The sequence below is a fragment of the Martelella sp. NC20 genome, assembly GCF_013459645.1.
Lineage (GTDB): Bacteria > Pseudomonadota > Alphaproteobacteria > Rhizobiales > Rhizobiaceae > Martelella.
The window spans coordinates 3,367,092-3,387,815 of record NZ_CP054861.1 but is presented as its reverse complement, the minus strand read 5'-3'; the positions used below and the strand labels follow the sequence as shown (position 1 = coordinate 3,387,815).

General features: G+C 59.8%; 20 protein-coding genes and 2 tRNA genes. 2 read left to right on the top strand and 20 right to left on the bottom strand.

The features are described 5' to 3' along the window. Positions 1-6: 6 nt before the first annotated feature. From HQ843_RS16140 to HQ843_RS16065, 16 genes are all read right to left on the bottom strand, one after another. Positions 7-1,518 (bottom strand): NADH-quinone oxidoreductase subunit M, encoded by a 1,512-nt coding sequence (locus HQ843_RS16140; RefSeq protein WP_180897366.1) that lies wholly within the window; start codon positions 1,516-1,518, stop codon positions 7-9. Continuing rightward, the gene (gene nuoL / locus HQ843_RS16135) at positions 1,518-3,527 is read right to left on the bottom strand and encodes an NADH-quinone oxidoreductase subunit L (protein ID WP_180897367.1); all 2,010 of its coding nucleotides are present in this window, start codon (positions 3,525-3,527) and stop codon (positions 1,518-1,520) included. Before nuoL ends, HQ843_RS16140 begins: the two co-directional genes overlap by 1 nt. A 7-nt stretch (positions 3,528-3,534) precedes the next feature. Continuing rightward, positions 3,535-3,843, bottom strand: a complete 309-nt coding sequence (gene nuoK, locus HQ843_RS16130) for an NADH-quinone oxidoreductase subunit NuoK (RefSeq protein ID WP_045681979.1) — start codon at positions 3,841-3,843, stop codon at positions 3,535-3,537. Between the two features lie 40 nt (positions 3,844-3,883). Continuing rightward, positions 3,884-4,492: an NADH-quinone oxidoreductase subunit J gene (locus tag HQ843_RS16125; RefSeq protein WP_180897368.1), complete on the bottom strand. Its 609-nt coding sequence runs from the start codon at positions 4,490-4,492 to the stop codon at positions 3,884-3,886. A gap of 134 nt (positions 4,493-4,626) precedes the next feature. Then, positions 4,627-5,118, bottom strand: a complete 492-nt coding sequence (nuoI, locus tag HQ843_RS16120) for an NADH-quinone oxidoreductase subunit NuoI (protein ID WP_180897369.1) — start codon at positions 5,116-5,118, stop codon at positions 4,627-4,629. A gap of 39 nt (positions 5,119-5,157) precedes the next feature. Then, a complete protein-coding gene (gene nuoH / locus HQ843_RS16115) occupies positions 5,158-6,204 on the bottom strand; it encodes an NADH-quinone oxidoreductase subunit NuoH (RefSeq protein ID WP_180897370.1) in 1,047 nt (348 codons plus the stop codon). Positions 6,205-6,214: 10 nt separating this feature from the next. Beyond that, positions 6,215-8,296 carry an NADH-quinone oxidoreductase subunit NuoG gene (nuoG, locus tag HQ843_RS16110; RefSeq protein ID WP_180897371.1) on the bottom strand — a complete coding sequence of 694 codons (2,082 nt, stop codon included), beginning with the start codon at positions 8,294-8,296 and terminating at the stop codon, positions 6,215-6,217. Positions 8,297-8,381: 85 nt separating this feature from the next. Next, positions 8,382-8,741 (bottom strand): pentapeptide repeat-containing protein, encoded by a 360-nt coding sequence (locus tag HQ843_RS16105; RefSeq protein WP_180897372.1) that lies wholly within the window; start codon positions 8,739-8,741, stop codon positions 8,382-8,384. 4 nt (positions 8,742-8,745) lie between these two features. Next, positions 8,746-10,044: an NADH-quinone oxidoreductase subunit NuoF gene (gene nuoF / locus HQ843_RS16100; protein WP_180897373.1), complete on the bottom strand. Its 1,299-nt coding sequence runs from the start codon at positions 10,042-10,044 to the stop codon at positions 8,746-8,748. Between the two features lie 9 nt (positions 10,045-10,053). Continuing rightward, the gene (gene nuoE, locus HQ843_RS16095; protein ID WP_180897374.1) at positions 10,054-11,022 is read right to left on the bottom strand and encodes an NADH-quinone oxidoreductase subunit NuoE; all 969 of its coding nucleotides are present in this window, start codon (positions 11,020-11,022) and stop codon (positions 10,054-10,056) included. Positions 11,023-11,144: 122 nt separating this feature from the next. Then, a complete protein-coding gene (locus HQ843_RS16090) occupies positions 11,145-12,335 on the bottom strand; it encodes an NADH-quinone oxidoreductase subunit D (protein WP_180897375.1) in 1,191 nt (396 codons plus the stop codon). Positions 12,336-12,373: 38 nt separating this feature from the next. Continuing rightward, positions 12,374-12,973 (bottom strand): NADH-quinone oxidoreductase subunit C, encoded by a 600-nt coding sequence (locus HQ843_RS16085; RefSeq protein ID WP_180897376.1) that lies wholly within the window; start codon positions 12,971-12,973, stop codon positions 12,374-12,376. 8 nt (positions 12,974-12,981) lie between these two features. Then, positions 12,982-13,560: a NuoB/complex I 20 kDa subunit family protein gene (locus HQ843_RS16080; protein ID WP_180897377.1), complete on the bottom strand. Its 579-nt coding sequence runs from the start codon at positions 13,558-13,560 to the stop codon at positions 12,982-12,984. Further along, a complete protein-coding gene (locus HQ843_RS16075) occupies positions 13,551-13,916 on the bottom strand; it encodes an NADH-quinone oxidoreductase subunit A (RefSeq protein WP_018064321.1) in 366 nt (121 codons plus the stop codon). Before HQ843_RS16075 ends, HQ843_RS16080 begins: the two co-directional genes overlap by 10 nt. Positions 13,917-14,261: 345 nt before the next feature. Continuing rightward, positions 14,262-14,338 (bottom strand) — tRNA-Asp (locus tag HQ843_RS16070). 302 nt (positions 14,339-14,640) lie between these two features. Continuing rightward, a complete protein-coding gene (locus HQ843_RS16065) occupies positions 14,641-15,096 on the bottom strand; it encodes a DUF3788 domain-containing protein (protein WP_180897378.1) in 456 nt (151 codons plus the stop codon). A gap of 237 nt (positions 15,097-15,333) precedes the next feature. Here HQ843_RS16065 and HQ843_RS16060 point away from each other — a divergent pair. Together HQ843_RS16060 and HQ843_RS30050 are read left to right on the top strand one after the other, a co-directional pair. Then, positions 15,334-15,409 (top strand) — tRNA-Val (locus tag HQ843_RS16060). 101 nt (positions 15,410-15,510) lie between these two features. Continuing rightward, positions 15,511-15,840: a DUF6538 domain-containing protein gene (locus HQ843_RS30050; protein ID WP_371822018.1), complete on the top strand. Its 330-nt coding sequence runs from the start codon at positions 15,511-15,513 to the stop codon at positions 15,838-15,840. A gap of 364 nt (positions 15,841-16,204) precedes the next feature. On the opposite strand, the gene HQ843_RS16055 is transcribed toward HQ843_RS30050, so the two are convergent. The 4 genes from HQ843_RS16055 to HQ843_RS16040 are packed head-to-tail and all read right to left on the bottom strand — an operon-like array spanning position 16,205 to position 20,712. After that, positions 16,205-17,812 carry an alkaline phosphatase family protein gene (locus HQ843_RS16055; protein WP_180897379.1) on the bottom strand — a complete coding sequence of 536 codons (1,608 nt, stop codon included), beginning with the start codon at positions 17,810-17,812 and terminating at the stop codon, positions 16,205-16,207. A 4-nt stretch (positions 17,813-17,816) separates the two neighbouring features. Beyond that, positions 17,817-19,112: a TRAP transporter large permease gene (locus HQ843_RS16050; RefSeq protein ID WP_180897380.1), complete on the bottom strand. Its 1,296-nt coding sequence runs from the start codon at positions 19,110-19,112 to the stop codon at positions 17,817-17,819. Beyond that, positions 19,109-19,672, bottom strand: a complete 564-nt coding sequence (locus tag HQ843_RS16045) for a TRAP transporter small permease (protein ID WP_180903245.1) — start codon at positions 19,670-19,672, stop codon at positions 19,109-19,111. Before HQ843_RS16045 ends, HQ843_RS16050 begins: the two co-directional genes overlap by 4 nt. After that, a complete protein-coding gene (locus HQ843_RS16040; RefSeq protein ID WP_180897382.1) occupies positions 19,669-20,712 on the bottom strand; it encodes a type 2 periplasmic-binding domain-containing protein in 1,044 nt (347 codons plus the stop codon). Before HQ843_RS16040 ends, HQ843_RS16045 begins: the two co-directional genes overlap by 4 nt. Positions 20,713-20,724: the final 12 nt, after the last annotated feature.

The window sequence follows — 20,724 nt, the reverse complement described above, 5'->3', positions numbered from 1 at the left end:
CCTGTCTCAGTATACCGGCAGCGCGATGTTCTTGGTCTGCTCAAGCACCGCATCATAATGTTGAACGATCTGCGCCACCGGGCCATGGATCGCCGCGAAGATCGGCTCGGGATAGACGCCGAAGAAGATCGTCAGAAAGATCATGGGATAAAGCACGAACTTTTCGCGTGTGCTCAGATCCAGCAACGCCTTCAGACTGTCCTTCTCCAGCGCGCCGAAGATCACCCGCCGATAGAGCCACAGCGCGTAGGCCGCCGACAGGATAACGCCGGTGGCGGCGAACACGGCGACCCAGGTATTGACCTGGAACACCCCGACAACAGTCAGGAACTCGCCGATGAAGCCGGAGGTGCCGGGCAGGCCGACATTGGCCATGGTGAAGATCATGAACGCCACGGCGAATTTCGGCATGTTGTTCACAAGACCGCCAAAGGCCGCGATTTCACGCGTATGCATCCGGTCGTAGACGATACCGACGCAGAAGAACAGGGCACCCGAGACGATACCATGGGAGAGCATCAGGAAGATCGCGCCCTCGACGCCCTCGGTGGTGGCCGAGAACATGCCCATGGTGACGAAGCCCATGTGCGCCACCGACGAATAGGCGATCAGCTTCTTCATGTCGGTCTGCATCAGCGCCACCAGCGAGGCATAGATGATCGCGATGATCGACAGCGCGAAGATCGCCGGCGCGAAGTAATAGGAGGCGTCGGGGAACATCGGCATCGAGTACCGCAGCACGCCGAAACCGCCGAGCTTCAGAAGAACGCCCGCCAGCACGCCGGACGCGGCCGTCGGCGCTTCCACATGCGCGTCCGGTAGCCAGGTATGCACCGGCCACATCGGCATCTTCACCGCGAACGAGGCGAAGAAGCCGAGGAACAGCCAGTATTGCATATTGACCGGGAAATCATACTCCAGCAGCACCGGCACGCTGGTCGTGCCCGTCACCCAGTACATCGCCATGATGGCGAGCAGCATGAACACCGAGCCGGCGAAGGTGTAGAGGAAGAATTTCAGCGATGCATAGACGCGCCGCTCATGCCCCCAGATGCCGATGATCAGGTACATCGGGATCAGGCCCGCCTCGAAGAACACGTAGAACATCACGATATCGAGCGACACGAACACGCCGATGATCAGCGTCTCGAGGATCAGGAAGGCGATCATGTAGGCCTTCACGCGATAGGTGATGGCTTCCCAGGAGGCCAGTATGCAGAGCGGCATCAGCACCGTCGTCAGCAGGATGAACAGCAGCGAGATGCCGTCAATGCCGAGATGGTAGGAAACGCCCGTGCCGAGCCAGGCATGGTTCTCGATCATCTGGAAGTTCGGGTTGGAGGGATCGAACTTCATCCACACGAACAGCGATACGATGAAGGTGAACAGCGTCGTCAACAGCGCGACGTTGCGGATGTTCCTCAGCCCGGTCTCGTTGTCGTCGCGGGTGAACAGGATCAGCACCACGCCGACGAGCGGCAGGAAGGTGACTGTTGAGAGAATTGGCCAGTCGCTCATTACCGAGCCCCTCCGAGCATCATCCAGGTTACAAGCGCGGCCACGCCGATCAGCATTGCGAACGCATAGTGGTAAAGATATCCGGACTGCAGCTTGACGACGCGGTTGGTCACGTCGTTGACGCGCGCCGCAATCCCGTCCGGCCCGTAGCGGTCGATCACGCCGATATCGCCCTTCTGCCACAGGAAGTAGCCGAGCGCCTTGGTCGGCCTTACGAACAGGAAGTCGTAAAGCTCATCGAAGTACCATTTGTTGAGCAGGAAGGCGTAGAGGCGCGGAAATGCCCTGGCAAGAGCCGGCGCGGACGACGGCTTGATCAGGTACATGTAGATCGCGACCACCGTGCCGAGCGCCATCGCCACGAACGGCGACAGCACCACCCATAGCGGCACATGGTGATGCTCGTCGAGCACCTCGTTGTGCGGCCCGGTGAACAGCGCGCCCTTCCAGAACTCGGCGTAATCGTGGCCGAAGAAATAGGGCAGGAAAACGACGCCGGCAAACAGCGCGCCGATCGACAGCACGACCAGCGGCAGCAGCATGACCCAGGGGCTTTCATGCACGTGGTGCATCACATCGGACGACGCGCGCGGCTTGCCGTAGAAGGTCATGAAGATCAGACGCCAGGAGTAGAAGGCGGTGAAGGCCGCGGCGATCACCAGCATCCAGAACGAGAAGTTGCCGAGCGGGCTTGCCGAGACATAGGCCGATTCGATGATCGCATCCTTGGAGAAGAAACCGGCTGCGCCGATCGGCGTGCCGGGAATACCGGCGCCGGTGATGGCGAGCGTGCCGATGATCATCGCCCAGAAGGTGACCGGGATGTGCTTTCTCAGGCCGCCCATGTGGCGCATGTCCTGCTCGCCGGAGACGGCATGGATGACCGAGCCGGCGCACAGGAACAGAAGCGCCTTGAAGAAGGCATGGGTGAACAGGTGGAACACGCCCGCGCCGAAAGCCCCTGCCCCGAGCGCTGCGAACATGTAGCCGAGCTGAGAGCAGGTGGAATAGGCGATCACGCGCTTGATGTCGTTCTGCACCAGGCCGATGGTGGCGGCGAAGAACGCGGTGATCGAGCCGATCAGCGTGACGAAGGTCAGCGCCGTCGGCGACAGTTCGAACAGCGGCGACATGCGGGCGACCAGGAAGACGCCGGCGGTCACCATGGTTGCCGCGTGGATGAGGGCCGAAACCGGGGTCGGGCCTTCCATCGCGTCCGGCAGCCAGGTGTGCAGCAGGAACTGCGCCGACTTGCCCATCGCGCCCATGAACAAGAGCAGGCAGACGGCGGTGATGGCGGTCGACACGTCCATGTTCATGCCGAGCAAATGCAGCACGGCAACCTTGCCCTCGGCGGTCGCAAGCGTAACCTCGCCATTGGCGAGCCGCTCCGCGGCCGAAAAGATCGGGTCGAAATTGATGGTGTGGGCGAGAAAGAACAGGCCGGCAATGCCAAGCAGGAAGCCGAAGTCGCCGACGCGGTTGACGATGAAGGCCTTCATCGCGGCGGCACTTGCCGACGGCTTCTTGTACCAGAAGCCGATCAGCAGATAGGAGGCAAGGCCAACGCCTTCCCAGCCGAAGAACATCTGCAGCAAGTTGTCGGAGGTGACCAGCGCCAGCATGGCGAAGGTGAACAGCGAGAGGTAGGCGAAGAAGCGCGGGCGATGCGGATCGTCATGCATGTAGCCCACCGAATAAAGGTGGACGAGACAGGACACCGTGTTGACCACGACCAGCATCACCGCCGTCAGCGTATCGATGCGAAGCTGCCAGAGAACGTCGATATCGCCGGAGGTGATCCAGCGCATCACCGGCACCTTTATGACGAAATCCTCCGCATGGGTCAGGAAGCCGACGGAAATGAACACATACCAGGACAGAACGGCCGCGACCGCCATGAAGGCGATCGTCACCCATTCGGTCGCCTTGGCGCCGAGGCGGGTCCCGAAGAGGCCGGCGATGAGGAAGCCGAGGAGCGGCAGGAAGACGATGAGTTTGTAGATCATCTGGAATTCAGCCCTTCATCATGTTGACGTCTTCGACCGCGATCGAGCCGCGGTTGCGATAGAACACCACCAGGATCGCCAGTCCGATGGCAGCCTCCGCCGCCGCCACCGTGAGAATGAACAGGGCGAACACCTGGCCGACCATGTCGTTCAGGAACGAGGAGAACGCGACCATGTTGAGGTTGACCGACAGCAGGATCAGCTCGATGGACATGAGAATGATGATGACGTTCTTCCGGTTCAGAAAGATGCCGAAAACACCAATCGTGAAGAGTATGGCACTGACCGTCAGGTAGTGGGAAAGTCCGATTTCCATTGCGTTGTCCTTAGATCCCGTATCCCTGCAAATTCTCGTTCTATATGCCCTGGCCAGGCTTGACCTTGACAGTCTCGTGCGCGCTTTCAGGCGTGCGCGCAACCTGTTTGGCGATATTCTGGCGCTTGACGTCCGGGCGATGCTTCAGCGTCAGCACGATCGCGCCGATCATGGCGACGAGCAGGATGAGGCCGGCAACCTGGAAGAAATAGGCATAATGCGTATAGATCACGTCGCCGATCGCCTTCACGCTCGACGTATCGGCCGGCATAGGCATCGCGGTGTTGGCGACGATATCGGCCGAAATGAAGGTGCCGCCCACGACCACGATCAGTTCCGCCAGAAGCACGAGCCCGATCAGAGCGCCGACAGGGGCGTAGCGCAGGATGCCGGATCTGAGTTCGGTGAAATCGATGTCGAGCATCATCACCACGAACAGGAACAACACCGCCACCGCGCCGACATAGACCACCAGCAGCAGAATGCCGAGATACTCCGCGCCCGCCAGGATGAACAGCGCAGCCGCGTTCACGAACACGACAATCAGGAACAGCACCGAGTGAACGGGGTTCTTCGCCGAAATCACCATGAACGCAGACGCCACGGCGATGAACGCGAAAAAATAGAAAAAAAGAGCATGGAGACCCATTTTGGTGCCTTCTCTTCGTGGTCGCAGCGGCTCCCGCCACTTTCACATTTGCGAAAGTCCCGCCGCCGGATGCGGCAGGCCTTTCATTTCAGGTTTATCGAACCGGCGGACGACATGCCCCGCCCGGCCATTCCTTACCGATAAGGCGAATCCATCGCGATGTTCTTCGCGATCTCGCGTTCCCAGCGGTCGCCGTTGGCGAGCAGACGGTCCTTGTCGTAGTACAGTTCCTCGCGGGTCTCGGTGGCGAACTCGAAGTTCGGTCCCTCGACGATCGCGTCCACCGGACATGCCTCCTGGCAGAAGCCGCAATAGATGCACTTCACCATATCGATATCGTAACGCACCGTGCGCCGGGTGCCGTCATTGCGGCGCGGCCCGGCCTCGATGGTGATCGCCTGCGCGGGACAGATCGCCTCGCACAGTTTGCAGGCGATGCAGCGTTCCTCGCCGTTGGGATAGCGGCGCAACGCGTGCTCGCCGCGAAAACGCGGGCTCACCGGCCCCTTTTCGAACGGATAGTTGACCGTCGACTTCGGGCTGAAGAAGTAGCGCATCGTCAGAAAGAACGCACCGACGAACTCCTTCAGAAAGAGCGCGTTGAATGCCTGAGCGACAGAACCCATTTCACAATCTCCAATCCGGTGTTGCGACCAACACCTGCATCAGCCGACCCAGCCGGTCAGCTTGACGACGAAAGCGACGATCACGACCATGGCGAGCGACAGCGGAAGGAAGACCTTCCAGCCGAGACGCATCAACTGGTCGTAGCGGTAGCGCGGCACGAACGCCTTGACCATGGCAAACATGAAGAAACACAGGCACACCTTGATCAGGAACCAGATGACGCCGGGGATCCAGTTGAGCACCGCGACATCCAGGATCGGCAGCCAGCCGCCGAGGAACAGCGTGGTCGTCAGCGCGCACATCAGCACGATCGCGGCATATTCGCCGAGCATGAACATCATGTATGGCGTGGAGCCATATTCGACCATGAAGCCCGCGACCAGCTCCGATTCCGCTTCCGGAAGATCGAAGGGCGGACGGTTGGTCTCGGCCAGCGCCGAGATGAAGAACACGATGAACATCGGGAACAGCGCCAGCCAGTTCCAGTCGAGGAATGACGGCGGCAGGCCGATCATGGTGCCAAGCCCGGTCTGCTGCGCGAACACGATATCCGAAAGGTTCAGCGAACCGGCCGTCAAAAGCACGGTGACGATAACGAGGCCGATCGAGACTTCGTAGGACACCATCTGCGCTGCGGAACGGAGCGAGCCGAGGAAGGCGTATTTCGAGTTGGACGCCCAGCCGCCCATGATCACGCCGTAAACCTCAAGCGAGGAAATGGCGAAGATATAGAGGATGCCGATATTGATATTCGCGATCACCCAGCCGTCGGCAAAGGGGATGACGGCCCAGGTCGCCAGCGCCAGCGTCACCGAAATCAGCGGCGCCAGCAGGAACACCACCTTGTCCGAGCTCGCCGGAATGACCGGCTCCTTGAACACGAATTTCAAAAGGTCGGCAAAGGACTGCATCAGGCCGAAGGGACCGACGACGTTCGGGCCGCGACGCATCTGCACCGCCGCCCAGATCTTGCGGTCGGCAAGCAAGATGAAGGCGATGCCGATGAGCAGCAGAACCAGAAGCAGCAGCGACTGGCCGATCATGATCAGCGCGGGCCAGAGATACGTCCAGAAAAAAGAATCCATTGCTCTGTCCTTACTCCGCTGCCGCCTGGAAATTGTTGCGCGCCAGCGCCGAACATTCCGCCATGACGGCGGACGCCCGGGCAATCGGGTTGGTCAGGTAGAAATCGACGACCGGCGAAACGAAACCGGAATCACCAAGGTCCCCACCTCTGCCGGCCAGCGTTTCGATGGCGTTGATATCAGCGTCAGCGATCTCGTCAAGCGCGGCGAGGTGCGGAAACTCGCCGTAGAGTGCTGCGCGCAGCGCGCCAAGCGAGTCGTAGGGCAGCGCCTTGCCGAAAATGCCCGACAGCGCGCGGATGATCGCCCAGTCCTCGCGGGCATCGCCGGGGGCGAAGCCTGCGCGGTTGGTCATCTGCACCCTGCCCTCGACATTCACATAGGTCCCCGATTTTTCCGTGTAGGTCGCAGCCGGCAGCACGACATCGGCACTCATCGCGCCGGCATCGCCGTGGCTGCCGATATAGACGGTGAAGCCGGCCTTCCTGGCCGAAAAATCGAGTTCGTCCGCGCCGAGCAGGAACAGCACATCCATATCGGCAAGCATCGATGCGGTGTCGGCAGCGCCCTCGCCCGGCACGAAGCCGATATCGAGGCCGCCGACGCGCGAGGCCGCGGTGTGCAGAACCGCAAAACCGTTCCACTCCGCGCTGATCGCGCCGATATCCTTCGCGATGGCAGCAGCCTTCGACAGCACCGCGGCGCCATCCTCGCGGGCCAGCGCGCCGGGGCCGACCAGCACGATCGGCCGTTCGGCCTTCTTCAGCACCTCGAGGAAATCGAGCGAACCGGAGGCCAGATCGGCAAGCGATGACGGGCCGGCGCCGAGATAGCTCACGGGATAACGCAGATCGGCATTCTCGCCGATCACGCCGACCGGGAAGCCGCCCTTGCGCGAGCGCTTGCGGATGCGGGCGTTGAGCACGGACGCCTCGAAGCGCGGATTGGCGCCGATGATCAGCAGCGCATCGGCATTCTCGATGCCTTCGATCGTCGGGTTGAAGACATAACTTGCCCGGCCGAGCGAAGGGTCGAGCGCCGCGCCATCCTGGCGACAATCGATATTGGCAGAGCCGAGCGAGGCCATCAGCCCCTTCAGCGCGTACATTTCTTCAACGGTGGCCAGATCGCCCGCAATCGCGCCGATCTTTTCGCCCTTGGCGGCGTCAACCTTCGCCTTGATCGCGGCAAAAGCGTCGCCCCAGCTTGCGGGCTGCAACCGGCCATTGGCGCGGATATAGGGCTTGTCGATGCGCTGGGTGCGAAGACCGTCCCAGATGAACCGGGTCTTGTCGGAGATCCACTCCTCGTTCACCTGCTCGTTGATGCGCGGCATAATGCGCATCACTTCGCGGCCACGGGTATCGACGCGGATCGCCGAACCGACGGCGTCCATCACGTCGATGGATTCGGTCTTGTTCAGCTCCCACGGACGGGCGGTGAAGGCGAACGGCTTGGAGGTCAGCGCGCCGACCGGGCAGAGATCGACGACATTGCCCTGAAGCTCAGACGTCATCGCGCGTTCGAGATAGGTGGTGATCTCGGCATCCTCGCCGCGGCCGATCAGGCCGAGTTCGGAAATGCCGGCGACTTCGGTGGTGAAGCGGACGCAGCGGGTGCAGTGAATGCAGCGGTTCATCACCGTCTTGACCAGCGGGCCGATATACTTGTCCTCGACAGCGCGCTTGTCCTCGCGGTAGCGCGAACTGTCGATGCCGAAAGCCATGGCCTGGTCCTGCAGGTCGCATTCGCCGCCCTGGTCGCAGATCGGGCAATCGAGCGGATGGTTGATGAGCAGGAACTCCATCACCCCTTCGCGGGCCTTCTTGACCATCGGCGTCTTGGTATAGATTTCCGGCAGCGAGCCGTCCGGTCCGCCGCGCACATCCTTGACGCCCATGGCGCAGGATGCCGCCGGCTTCGGCGGTCCGCCCTTCACCTGAATGAGGCACATGCGGCAATTGCCGGCAATCGACAGCCGCTCGTGAAAGCAGAAGCGCGGGATTTCAGCGCCCGCCGCCTCCGCCGCCTGCAGCAGCGTGTAATGGTCGGGAACCTCGATTTCCTTGCCGTCTACAATCAGATTTACCATATCCGTTTTTCCCGCTTCGCCGATGATCCGAAAGAGACCGCCGGCAGTCCATTCTCGATTGCGTTTGCCCGCTCTGGGCCTCGCCTCAAGCCTTGTGTTCTTTCCACAGCGCGAGCAACGCGCCGACATCGACGCCTTCGATCGTCATGCCGTCGAAACGGCAGTCACTGATCGAAACGCCGGAGAGATTGGCGTCCGTCACCACAGTGCCCGAGAGGTTGGCGTTGTTCACGCTCCATCCCGACATGTTCACATTCTCAAACCCGCAACCCGACATGTTCACATCGTCGAATTTGGAGCCCGAGAGCGTGACCCTGTGATAGCCGCCGCCGGAAAAATTGACATTCTCGTAGGAAACCCCGGACAGGTTGACATCGTCAAACGCCGATCCGGAAAGATCGCTCTTCCTGGCGTCGATGCGACTGGCCTGCCCGTGGATATCCATCACTTCACTCCGCCGCTTCCATCACCGCGCCATGCGACGTGGCGTTGGCCGTGTACTGGTCGATCCGCTTTTCGATTTCCGGACGGAAATTGCGGATCAGGCCCTGGATCGGCCACGCGGCCGCGTCGCCGAGCGCGCAGATCGTGTGGCCTTCCACCTGCTTGGTGACCTCGAGCAGCATGTCGATCTCGCGCTTCTGCGCATTACCGGTCACCATGCGCTCCATCACCCGCCACATCCAGCCGGTGCCTTCGCGGCACGGCGTGCACTGGCCGCAGCTTTCATGCTTGAAGAAGGCCGAAAGCCGGGCGATCGCCTTGATGATGTCGGTCGATTTGTCCATCACGATCGCGCCGCCGGTCCCGAAGGACGACTTCACGCCGCGCAACCCGTCGAAGTCGAGCTGAACGTCGATCATGTCCTCGGCCTTGACCACCGGGCAGGACGCGCCGCCGGGGATGACCGCCAGCAGATTGTCCCAGCCGCCGCGAATGCCGCCGCAGTGCTTTTCGATCAGCTCACGGAAGGTGATGCCCATCGATTCCTCGACCACGCAAGGCCGGTTCACATGGCCGGAGACCATGAACAGCTTGGTGCCGACATTGTTGGGACGGCCGAAGGACGAGAACCAGCTTGCGCCGCGACGCAGGATGGTCGGCGCCACCGCGATCGACTCGACATTGTTGACCGTCGTCGGCTGGCCATAAAGGCCCATATTGGCCGGGAAAGGCGGCTTCAGGCGCGGCTGACCCTTCTTGCCTTCCAGGCTTTCGAGCAGCGCGGTTTCCTCGCCGCAGATATAAGCGCCGGCACCGTGATGGACGATCACGTCCATGTCCCAGCCGCACTTGTTATCCTTGCCGAGAAGGCCGGCATCGTAGCATTCGTCGATCGCCGTCTGCAGCGCCTCGCGCTCGCGGATGAATTCGCCGCGCACGTAGATATAGGCGGTGTGCGCGCCCATGGCGCAGCCGGCGATCAGGCAACCCTCGACCAGATGATGCGGGTCGTTGCGCAGGATCTCGCGGTCCTTGCAGGTGCCGGGTTCGGATTCATCCGCGTTTACAACGAGGTAATGCACCCGGTCGTCCTTCGGCATGAACGACCATTTGAGACCGGTCGGAAAGCCCGCGCCGCCACGGCCGCGCAGGCCTGAATCCTTCATCTCCTGAATGATCCAGTCACGGCCCTTGTCTATGATCGACTTCGTGTCATCCCAGAGCCCGCGCGACATCGCGCCCTTCAGGGACGTGTCCCTGTGGCCGTAGAGATTGGTGAAGATGCGATCCTTGTCTTTTAACATGCTTCACTCCTACCGCGCTGTTCTGCCGAATACTTTTTCGTACTCCTCAATGCCGCCCTTGGCCAGCACGCCGGCCTGTCGCACCCACTCGTCACGCGCGATGCGGCCGCCCAGCCTCAGCGAATCATTGACCCAGGCGCATTCGCCGGGCGTCCATGCCGCGATCTGCTCGAACTTGTAAATGCCGATCTCGTTGAGAAGGCCGGCGATCTTCGGACCCACGCCGTTCATCAGCGTCAGGTCGTCGGCATCATCCGGCTTCAGGTCGGCAGCCGGCGGACGATCGCCGGCAGCGCCGTTGATCGCCTCCTCGGAGCCCGCGCCCTCGTCGGTGGCATCGGTATCGTCGGATTCGAGCGCCCCCTCGCCTTCCTCGGTCAGCGAGGTAAAGCCGCCTTCGGGCGCCGAGAGCCAGCGATCGATCTGCGGCCCGGGCTTGATCTCCGCCCCGCGGCCGGCCTCGAACGCCTCGATGATCTCTTCCATCCGCTCCGGCGTCAGGTCCTCGTAAACGTCCTTGAAGATCATAACCATCGGGGCGTTGGCGCAGGCGCCGAGGCATTCGACCTCTTCCCACGACATCGTGCCGTCGGCATTGGTCTCGAACGGCGCGGCATTGATCTTGTTCTTGCAGACATTGATCAGGTCGCCGGCACCCCGCAGCATGCAGGGCGTGGTGCCGCAGACCTGGATATGGGCGTGCTTGCCGACCGGCTTCAGCTGGAACTGGGTATAGAATGTCGCCACTTCCAATACGCGGATCAGCGGCATGGCCAGCATGTCGGCGACCTTTTCGATCGCGGCACGGGTGACCCAGCCTTCCTGGTCCTGCGCCCGCATCAGAAGCGGGATCACGGCCGACTGCTGGCGGCCTTCCGGATATTTCCGGATCGTGGCTTCAGCCCAGGCCGCGTTCTCGTCTGAAAACGCGAAAGCTGGGGGCTGGATATTCTCATCGGCTAAACGACGAACGGACATGCTTTCTTACACCTCTTCGGAGGTTGTCATCACGGCTTCCGCATATCCCATGCCATGCGGCCGGCCTGCAACCGGCGCGGGACAGTCGGAAACGATTTCTGCACTCTTTACGGCCGCAAGGCTCACCGGTCCACCTCGCCGAACACGATGTCGAGCGTACCGATAATGGCGGTGACGTCGGCAAGCTGATGGCCCCTGGACATGAAATCCATGGCCGACAGGTGGGCGAAGCCCGGCGCGCGGATCTTGCAGCGGTAGGGCCTGTTGGTGCCGTCGGAGACGAGATAGACGCCGAATTCACCCTTGGGGGCCTCGACGGCTGCATAAACCTCGCCCTCGGGCACGTGGTAGCCCTCGGTATAGAGCTTGAAGTGATGGATCAGCGCTTCCATCGAGCGCTTCATCTGGCCGCGCTTGGGCGGCACCACCTTGCCATCCATCGAGTTGAACGGACCGGACTTGGCATCGCCGAGCAGCCGTTCGACGCACTGCTTCATGATCTTCACCGATTCGCGCATCTCGTTGATGCGCACCACCCAGCGGTCATAGCAGTCGCCGTTCTTGCCGATCACGACGTCGAAATCCATATCGCTGTAGCATTCATAGGGCTGCGCGCGCCGCAGATCCCAGGCAGCGCCCGAGCCGCGCACCATCGGGCCGGAAAAGCCCCAGGCGAAGGCATCTTCCAGCGTCACAACCGCGATATCGACATTGCGCTGCTTGAAAATGCGGTTACCCGCCAGAAGCGCCTCGATATCATTCAGCCTTGCGGGAAACTGCTCGCACCACTTGCCGATATCCTCGACCAGTTCGGGCGGCAGATCCTGATGTACGCCGCCGGGCCGGAAATAGGCGGCATGCATGCGCGCGCCGCAGGCCCGCTCGTAAAACACCATCAGCTTTTCGCGCTCTTCAAAGCCCCACAATGGCGGCGTCAGCGCGCCGACGTCCATGGCGGCGGTGGTGCAGTTCAACAGATGGTTGAGAACACGGCCGATCTCGGAAAACAGCACGCGAATGAGCTGGCCCCTGATCGGGATCTCGACCTCGAGCAGTTTCTCGACGGCAAGCGCGAAGGCGTGTTCCTGGTTCATCGGCGCGACATAATCGAGCCGGTCGAAATAGGGCACGGCCTGAAGATAGGTCTTGGTCTCGATCAGCTTTTCGGTTCCGCGGTGAAGCAGGCCGATATGCGGATCGACGCGCTCGACAATCTCGCCGTCAAGCTCCAGCACCAGTCGCAACACACCGTGGGCCGAGGGATGCTCGGGCCCGAAGTTGATCGTGAAGTTGCGGACATTATGTTCAGTCATGGTCAAGGCGCTCCGCGCTCATGGAATTGGGTTTCGGCTCAGCCGTTTGCCTTTTCATCTCCGGGCAGCACGTATTCCGGCCCCTCCCACGGGGACAGGAAGTCGAAGCTGCGGTATTCCTGACGGAGTTCGACGGGTTCGTAGATCACGCGCTTGGCTTCCTCGTCATAGCGCAGTTCGACGAAACCGGTGGTCGGGAAATCCTTGCGCAGCGGATGCCCCTCGAAGCCGTAATCGGTGAGGATCCGGCGCAGGTCCGGATGGCCGCTGAAGGGAATGCCGTACATGTCCCAGGTTTCGCGCTCGAACCAGTCGGCACCCGGGAAGATCGGCGTGATCGAGGGCACGACCTCGTCCTCGCCGACTTCAAGCTTGATGCGCACACGCAGGTTCTGCGTCGGCGACAGCAGGTGGTAGACGACATCGAAACGCTTCTCACGCGTCGGCCAGTCGACACCGCAGACATCGATGATGCAGACAAAGGCGCACTGGCCGTCATCGCGCAGGAACTTGGCGACATCGGCGATGCCTTCCGGCGTGGTGTGGACGGTGAGTTCGCCATGCGCGAGCGCGATATCGGCAACGCCCTCGCAGGCTTCGCGGATATGGGCGCCCAGTTCGTTCAAGACTTCGCTCATGTCGGCCCCTATCGCTCGATCGTTCCGGTGCGCCGGATCTTCTTCTGCAGAAGAAGCACGCCGTAAAGCAGGGCTTCGGCAGTGGGCGGACAGCCCGGCACGTAGATATCGACCGGAACGACGCGATCGCAGCCGCGCACGACCGAGTATGAATAATGATAATAGCCGCCGCCATTGGCGCACGAGCCCATCGAAATCACGTAGCGCGGCTCCGGCATCTGGTCGTAGACCTTGCGCAGCGCCGGTGCCATCTTGTTGGTCAGCGTGCCGGCGACGATCATCACGTCGGACTGGCGCGGCGAGGCGCGCGGGGCGAAGCCGAAGCGCTCGCAGTCATAACGCGGCATCGACATCTGCATCATCTCGACGGCGCAGCAGGCCAGGCCGAACTGCATCCACATCAGCGAGCCGGTGCGCGCCCAGGTGATGAGCTGCGCCGACGAGGTAACCAGAAAGCCCTTGTCGGCGAGTTCATTGTTGATCTCGCCGAAGAAACGGTCATCCGCGCCGACCGGCTTGCTGGTGCGCGGGTCGACGACGCCCTGGGGCACGGGGGCAACCAGGGTTTCGTTGGTGCTCATTCCCATTCCAGCGCTCCTTTCTTCCATTCATAGACGAAGCCGATGGTCAGCACGGCCAGAAACACCATCATCGACCAGAAACCGAACCAGCCGATATCGCCGAACGATGCCGCCCACGGAAACAGGAAGGCGACCTCGAGGTCGAAGATGATGAACAGGATTGCCACGAGATAGAAGCGGATGTCGAACTTCATGCGCGCATCATCGAAAGCATTGAAGCCGCACTCATAGGCGGACAGCTTTTCCGCATCGGGCGCCTTGAAGGCCAGCGCGAACGGCGCGACCATCAGGGCCAGCCCGATGATGAGACAGATAGCGATAAAGATGACGATCGGAATATAGGAACTGAGGACTTCAGCCATATAAAACACCCTTGCCGTTTTGAGGCGCCCGGGTCAGCGCACCCGCAGGATAAACCGCGAGACCGAAAATTGATAGATGTCGGGTCGTGACTAGCGCAGCCAGCGCGCTCGCGCAAGACATTGAAATCCATTTCGTCGCGCTGCAACAAAGTTTCATCCGCCCGCCATGATACGCGCCGGGGCAGGCAGGCAGGGGCTGCGGCAAATTGTTGCGGTTGTCATCTATCGCGCAAAGCAGCGTGGGCTGCGGAAAACGCATCCGGTATCAGCGCCGGCGGAGCCAGACGCAGCGCAATATCTCCGGTATCGCGGGAGACATAAACACACTATGAATGAAAGAGAAAATGGCGCGAGTGACGGGGCTCGAACCCGCGACCTCCGGCGTGACAGGCCGGCACTCTAACCAGCTGAGCTACACCCGCGCTTTATGCCGTTTCAGTTTCGAACCGCTTGTTTTCGAAGCGCTTCGTCTGTCGGCGTGAGCGGCTGTTTAAGGGGGCCGCCTTTCACTGTCAAGCAGCTTGTCACGCATTTCCGATTTTTTTGTGAAGCCCGGCTCCTGACCTCCCGGAACCACGAAAATGCCACCTGCCGGCACGACCGCCGGACGAACCGGAGTAACGGGCGACGCCGCAGCGGCGAAAGCGAAGCCGCGATGCCTCAAGCAATCCATCTGCGATCGATAGCTGCCGCAATTTCGGCTTTGCGGACAACGCCGGCGGGATCAGGAAGCTGCTTTCGGCCTGCGCTTGAGGATCAGCAGATCCGTCACATCCTTCAACTCATCGGCCGAGGACACGCCGATCTTGAGCCATTTGCCGTCACGATAGGTTTCCGTCGCGTCGTAGGGCGCCATCAGCCTGGGGCTGAACGTTTCACGCCGGGCCTCCACCTTTTCGCGTTCCGCCCCTCCCAATACAATGACCACGGAAAAGACACGGTATTCCGGCAGAAAAGTGCAGAACGCCCTGCTTTTCTTGTAACGCAGCGACCAGCCGTGCTTCTTGCCGCCATATATCCAGTCTGGCGCGAATATCCCCGGATACCCTGCGGCGATCCAGTCGCGCAGCGCGGACCATTGCGCATAGGCATCCGGCCCGATCCAGTTACGGACGGCGACATCATCCGGTGGTGCCGTTTGGTCGGTGAGACGGTCGCCGATATCGGTAGACTGATTCATGAAGCCATACCCCTCCACAATCATGCCGTTATCGCAGATGTGCAAAAGGCGCGAAAGAGCCCTCCCCTTCGCCGGCCCAAAGGCGAGCGGCGATGCAGCGGACGAGCCTCCGGCGCGATTTCACGCGGCCTGTCGCGAGACCTGCGGGCGCGGATGCGAAAAAAATATCAAAAACCGCTCATTCCCCTCTTGCGGTTTTGCCGCGATCCGCATATTTCACGCACCACCAACACGGGCGGGCGATTAGCTCAGTTGGTAGAGCGCCTCGTTTACACCGAGGATGTCGGGAGTTCGAGTCTCTCATCGCCCACCATTCTTCTTCCTTCAAAAGCAATAAGTTAGTGTTTTCCTTAGCCTTCCTTGGACCGGACTGCTACGAAAGGCATCTACGTGTTGATACGACGAAGGTGGATCATGAGCGGCCCGTGGCGACACCCGAGATTTGGAATTTTCTATTTCAGAAGGGATACGCCTTCGGACCTGAAGCGGGGAAAGACCCGACTCAAAGCCCTCGGCATCAAATACAGGGGTGAGGTTCACCGCTCCCTTCAAACCCGAGACCCCAAAGAGGCCCAGCGCCGCTACCCTAAATCCGCGATGCGGTCGACTCAGTTTGGGAGAGCTGGCGGCAAACGCTCGCAGGCGCACCTCCCGCTCTCACCCATACTGACATGGCCGCGATGGTTGGCGAGGTTAGCCTTGTGCCTGCCCGTGTGGTTGGCGTCGGGGTGGCCTTGCGGTTAACCGCGCAAACATCAGCTTGGCGCTGCTCAAACGTAGGAGCATTTCCACCGTTGTTCGTCATCGTTCTCGACCAATCCAACATTCTATTGCGCGCATCGGAATTGGCACGATCATCCGAAGCCGCCGCCATTGGGGAAAAGCGCCCAGCCTGCCATACAGCCAAACATCGTCGACGCTACCGAAATCGCCTTTAGCGAACCAGATTTCCCCTGCCGGCAAACGACCCCGCTACTGCCTTCGTTCAAACGGTTCAGCAGCAGGGTGGAAAATTTACTGGCGGGTCTATAGCCCATTAGCGGCGAATGGTCCAACTCAGGCCTTTGCCCTCAAAAAATGCAAATTCGTGTGTCATACAACCTGGCCTTCAGCCCGAAGTATCTGAATTTTCAGCCTTGGGAGCATCCCAATAACCAATAAGAATGCCCGGAGGCTCGCCGATGTCGGTCAGTTTTTCAATTCGAGCCTTTGAGATGGTAATCCTGTTGTGGTGGGTTCGCGACCATCGATCCATTTCCTGCCGGAGGCGCTCTCGCGTTTGTTCATGTTCAGCAACTGCGCCCAGATCGACTACCTCGCCCGGATCGGTCTCCAGATCGAAGAGCATGGGCCGGAAACCTTCGCAATGAATATATTTCCAGCGACCATCAAACACCATGATCAGACGCGCGTCGGCTTCATCTACGTCAAGGGCGCGCCGGGGTGAGCGTGTGGAATAATCATACTCCGAAATCGCATATTTTCGCCAGGACCCGACGCGGTCCTCGATAATCGGCATCAAACTGCGGCCTTCGAGAATGTGCGGCTTGGCATTGCCGCCAAAACACTCCACGAACGTTGCCGCAAGGTCGATGCCTTCAGCCAGGAGATCAGTCGAGGTGCCGCGCGTGCTGTCGGCTTCAGGCCGTGGATCGTAAATGATGAGCGGGATACGTGCCGAGCAGTCGTAAAACAGATCCTTCTCGCCCAGCCAGTGATCGCCCATATTGTCGCCATGGTCCGAGGTAAATACAATCATTGTATCCTCAAGCCGGCCCGATTTTTCCAGATAATCCAGCAGGCGGCCCATCTCGTCGTCAAGCTGTTTGATCAAACCCATATAGACCGGCGCCACCCTGTCACGCACATCATCGCGGGAAAAACATTCGCTTACCCGCGTTTCCTGCCATGATTTAAGGAAGGGATGATCGGTGCGCAATTCCTCATCGGTACGGACCACAGGTGGCAAATCCTTGGCACTATACATGTCGTTGTAGGGGGCGGGTGCCATGTAGGGCCAATGCGGTTTGATAAAGGAGAGATGACACAGCCAGGGGCCCTCGGCCTCTTCCATGAAATCAATTCCGCGGTTCATCATATAAGTGGTTTCTGAATGCTCCGCCGGAACGCGCGCCGGCAGGTGGGCATTTTGCATGTACCAGCCCGACAAAATTTCGCCATCCGGGCCCTCTGCGGAGTTGGCCCAATCTTCCCAGGGATTCTCGCCACCCATTCCATGAGCGCGCAGATACTCGTTATAGGCAAGGTTGGAATGATGGGACAGCGCGGTGGGATGCAGCCCGTCATCCCTTTCATAGGGCTCAAACCCGCATTCCCGCACAAAATTGCCGATGACGGATTCCGGCTCAATACCCAGCCGTTTCATGCCCTCGGCGTCCGGCACCATGTGGGTCTTGCCAACCAGCGAACACCGCACACCAAGTTCGCGCAAATGATCGCCAAGCGTTGGCTCACCAACACGGAGAGGAAAGCCGTTCCATGTCGAACCGTGTGAGCGCACATAACGGCCAGTATAAAAACTCATGCGGCTTGGTCCGCAAATCGGGCTTTGGACATAAGTACGATTGAACTTCACTCCCATCGCGGCAAGCCGGTCGATGTTTGGCGTGTGCAATGTTTTGTGCCCGTAGCAACTGAGATAATCGTAGCGGAGCTGATCCGCCATTATCCACAGCACGTTTTTGAGTTTTGCCATCAGGTCACCTCATAAAGTCAGGGAGAAAAGTTGCGACGCCAGGCACGGCAAAGATAACCGCACACGCAATAAGCATCGCCAGGATGAAAGGGGTGACACCGATGAAAATGTCCGCGAGGGCCAGCTCTCGGGCTACCGATTTTACAATGAAAACGTTCATTCCGATCGGCGGGGATATAAGGCCAAGCTCGGTCACAAGAACGATGAGAATGCCAAACCAGATCATATCGACACCGGAGGCGTAGAGTGCTGGAAGAAACACCGGCACAAGCAGCAGTAGAATGCCGATCGATTCGAAGATCATTCCCATAACAATAGCGATGGCGAGAATAAACAACACCAGCCCGGTCGGCGTGAGATCGAGCGCCTGCACAAAGTCCAGCAGATCGTAAGGCATGCCCGACAAATTGATAAATTGTGCAAAGATCAAGGCGCCAAAAACGACGATAAACAGCTTGGCGGTAGTCGACGTGGTTTCGACAAGCGCCGAACGCCATTCGCCCAGCGTCCGCAAACGCCCGCGCGTCACTGCAATTGCGGCTGCGCCAATCGCGCCGATACCCGCAGCCTCCGTGGGTGTGAAAACCGCACCGTAAATGCCACCCAGAATGAGGGTGAATAGGGCCAGTACCGGCCAGACACTGCGCATTGCCTTACGCTTCCGCTCTTCGCTCAATGGGGGACCGACCGGGCCGGCTTCCGGATCATGCAAGACAGTTGCTCCAACAACCCCCATAAACAATCCGACCAAAAGAAGTCCGGGCAATATGCCGGCCATGAATAGGCGGCCGATATCCTGCTCCGCCACAATGCCGTAGATGACCAGCGGAACCGAAGGCGGGATCATAATGCCCAGGGTGCCACCAGCCGCAATTGTCCCGGCGGCGAGCCGATCACTGTATTTGAATTCGCGCATCGGAGGCATGGCGACTTTGGTCATGGTCGCCGCAGTCGCAAGGCTCGAACCGCAAACTGCGGAAAACCCCGCGCAAGCCAGCACCGTTGATAGTGCCAAGCCTCCCCGGAACCGGCCAAGCCCGGCATAAGCCGCATCATAGAGATCACGGCTTAGTTCCGCACGATATATGAATACGCCCATGAGGATGAAGAGCGGGATAACAGACAGATTGTAATTCGTGGCCTCGTCGAAAATCTGCTGGCCCATCAGTGTAAGCGCGGCTGAAAATCCTCGCTCCAGCGAGATTCCAGCGATGCCCACGAGCATCGAAGCGAAGCCTACACGCACCCCGGCAAAGCACATGACGAGCAATACCGCAAAACCTGCAAGGGCGATCATCATGATACGTGATCCACATCGTGACGGGGCAACTGGCGCCCTGCAAACAGACCGATGATCTGAACGACAAAACTGATAGCCGCAAAGCACGCGGTTGCGCCGGAGGCGATCCACATAGGCCATTCCAGCACGATTGTTGTTGTCCCCAGTTCATAGGTATGCACGGCAATCCGCGCCATCTGCCAGACCATGAGCCCCATAATCAGAATTGAGACCCCTTGCACCAGAACCTTGGATAAAATCGGAAATGCATCCCGCACCATTACATCGAACAGCTCAACCGTGACGTGATCGTCCTCGGCATTGATGACGGCAAGGCCCGAAAAGATCGTCAGGGCCAGCAGAAACTGGATCATCTCGGCTGCGCCGAAGATAGGTTTGTGCACTATGTAACGCGCCAGAACATCCGCGAAGGTGAGGATCATCATCAAAAAAAGCAGTACTGCCGAGATCGACGCCATAACATGCAGCACGTATTCCATACCTGCGCGCCAGGCCGAACGAGGTGCATCCCCTCCCCGGCGTGCCGGAGAGGATAGTTTCGAACCGTTGTCGCGTGTCATTGTCCTGCGGTACCAGCCTCGGTGAGTTCCCTGGCCCGGCGCGTGTAGAACTCCAGCGCCGCCTCTGCATCAATCCCCTTGGCCTTGGCAGCGTCTATCCATATCTGGTTGATGGAAGGCGCATACTCCATCAATGCCGCTTCAAACTCAGGGCTCGCCTCGATCACGCGAATTCCGGCGTCCGCCATCTCTTTTTCAGCGGCGATGCGTGCATCGTCCCATTCTCCGGCGACCATAAGGCCTAACTTCAAGCCGGAGACCTCACGAATGGCTTCCTGATCTTGCTCGGAGATTTCCGCCCACCTATCTTTGTTCATAAACAAGGAAAACGAGGGTCCATAAAGGCCGGCGTTAGTTAGCGTCATCGATTTGACATATGGCGTGAGCTGCGCGCTGACCACACCATCAGCCGAGAAACCGAGGAAAGCATCGACAACACCACGGGAAATAAGCTCATTGGCCTGTACCGCTGGCCCGGAAACCACGCCCGAACCCATTGCCTTGAGCAGATCGGCCGTGTTTCCCGGCACCGTCCAGACTCTACGATCCACCAAGTCGCTGATTTGATCCACGGGATCATCGGTCAGGCTATAAATTGGAGTTGTCGGAATCGTCCACATCGACAAAAGCTCAACCCCCTCATATTCATCTGGAAAATAAGTCTGGTAGGTTTCCCAGAGGGCCTGGGTCATAGCGACGTTGTCGTTCGTCGCCGTAAACAGATTATGTGATACCAGCGAACCCTGCACACGGTTGCCAATAAAGCCCGAGAACATCACGGCGACGTCCATCACACCAGCTTCCACGGCATTCCATTGCTCGGGCGGTGCTGCCAGAGATTTAGGAGGGACGATAGCTGAAACGCGTCCTTCCGTTGCTTCTTCTACCCATTCAATCCACGTCGGCAGAACCTTGGTGCACATCAGGTGTTGGGGTGGCCAAAAGCAGTTTGTGAGCAGGCGGGTCTGCGCCAGGGCAGTTCCGCTTGCATTCAGCAAGGCGAAAACCGCAGCTAAAGCGACTATAGCCAATTTCATCATGAGTTCCTCCCA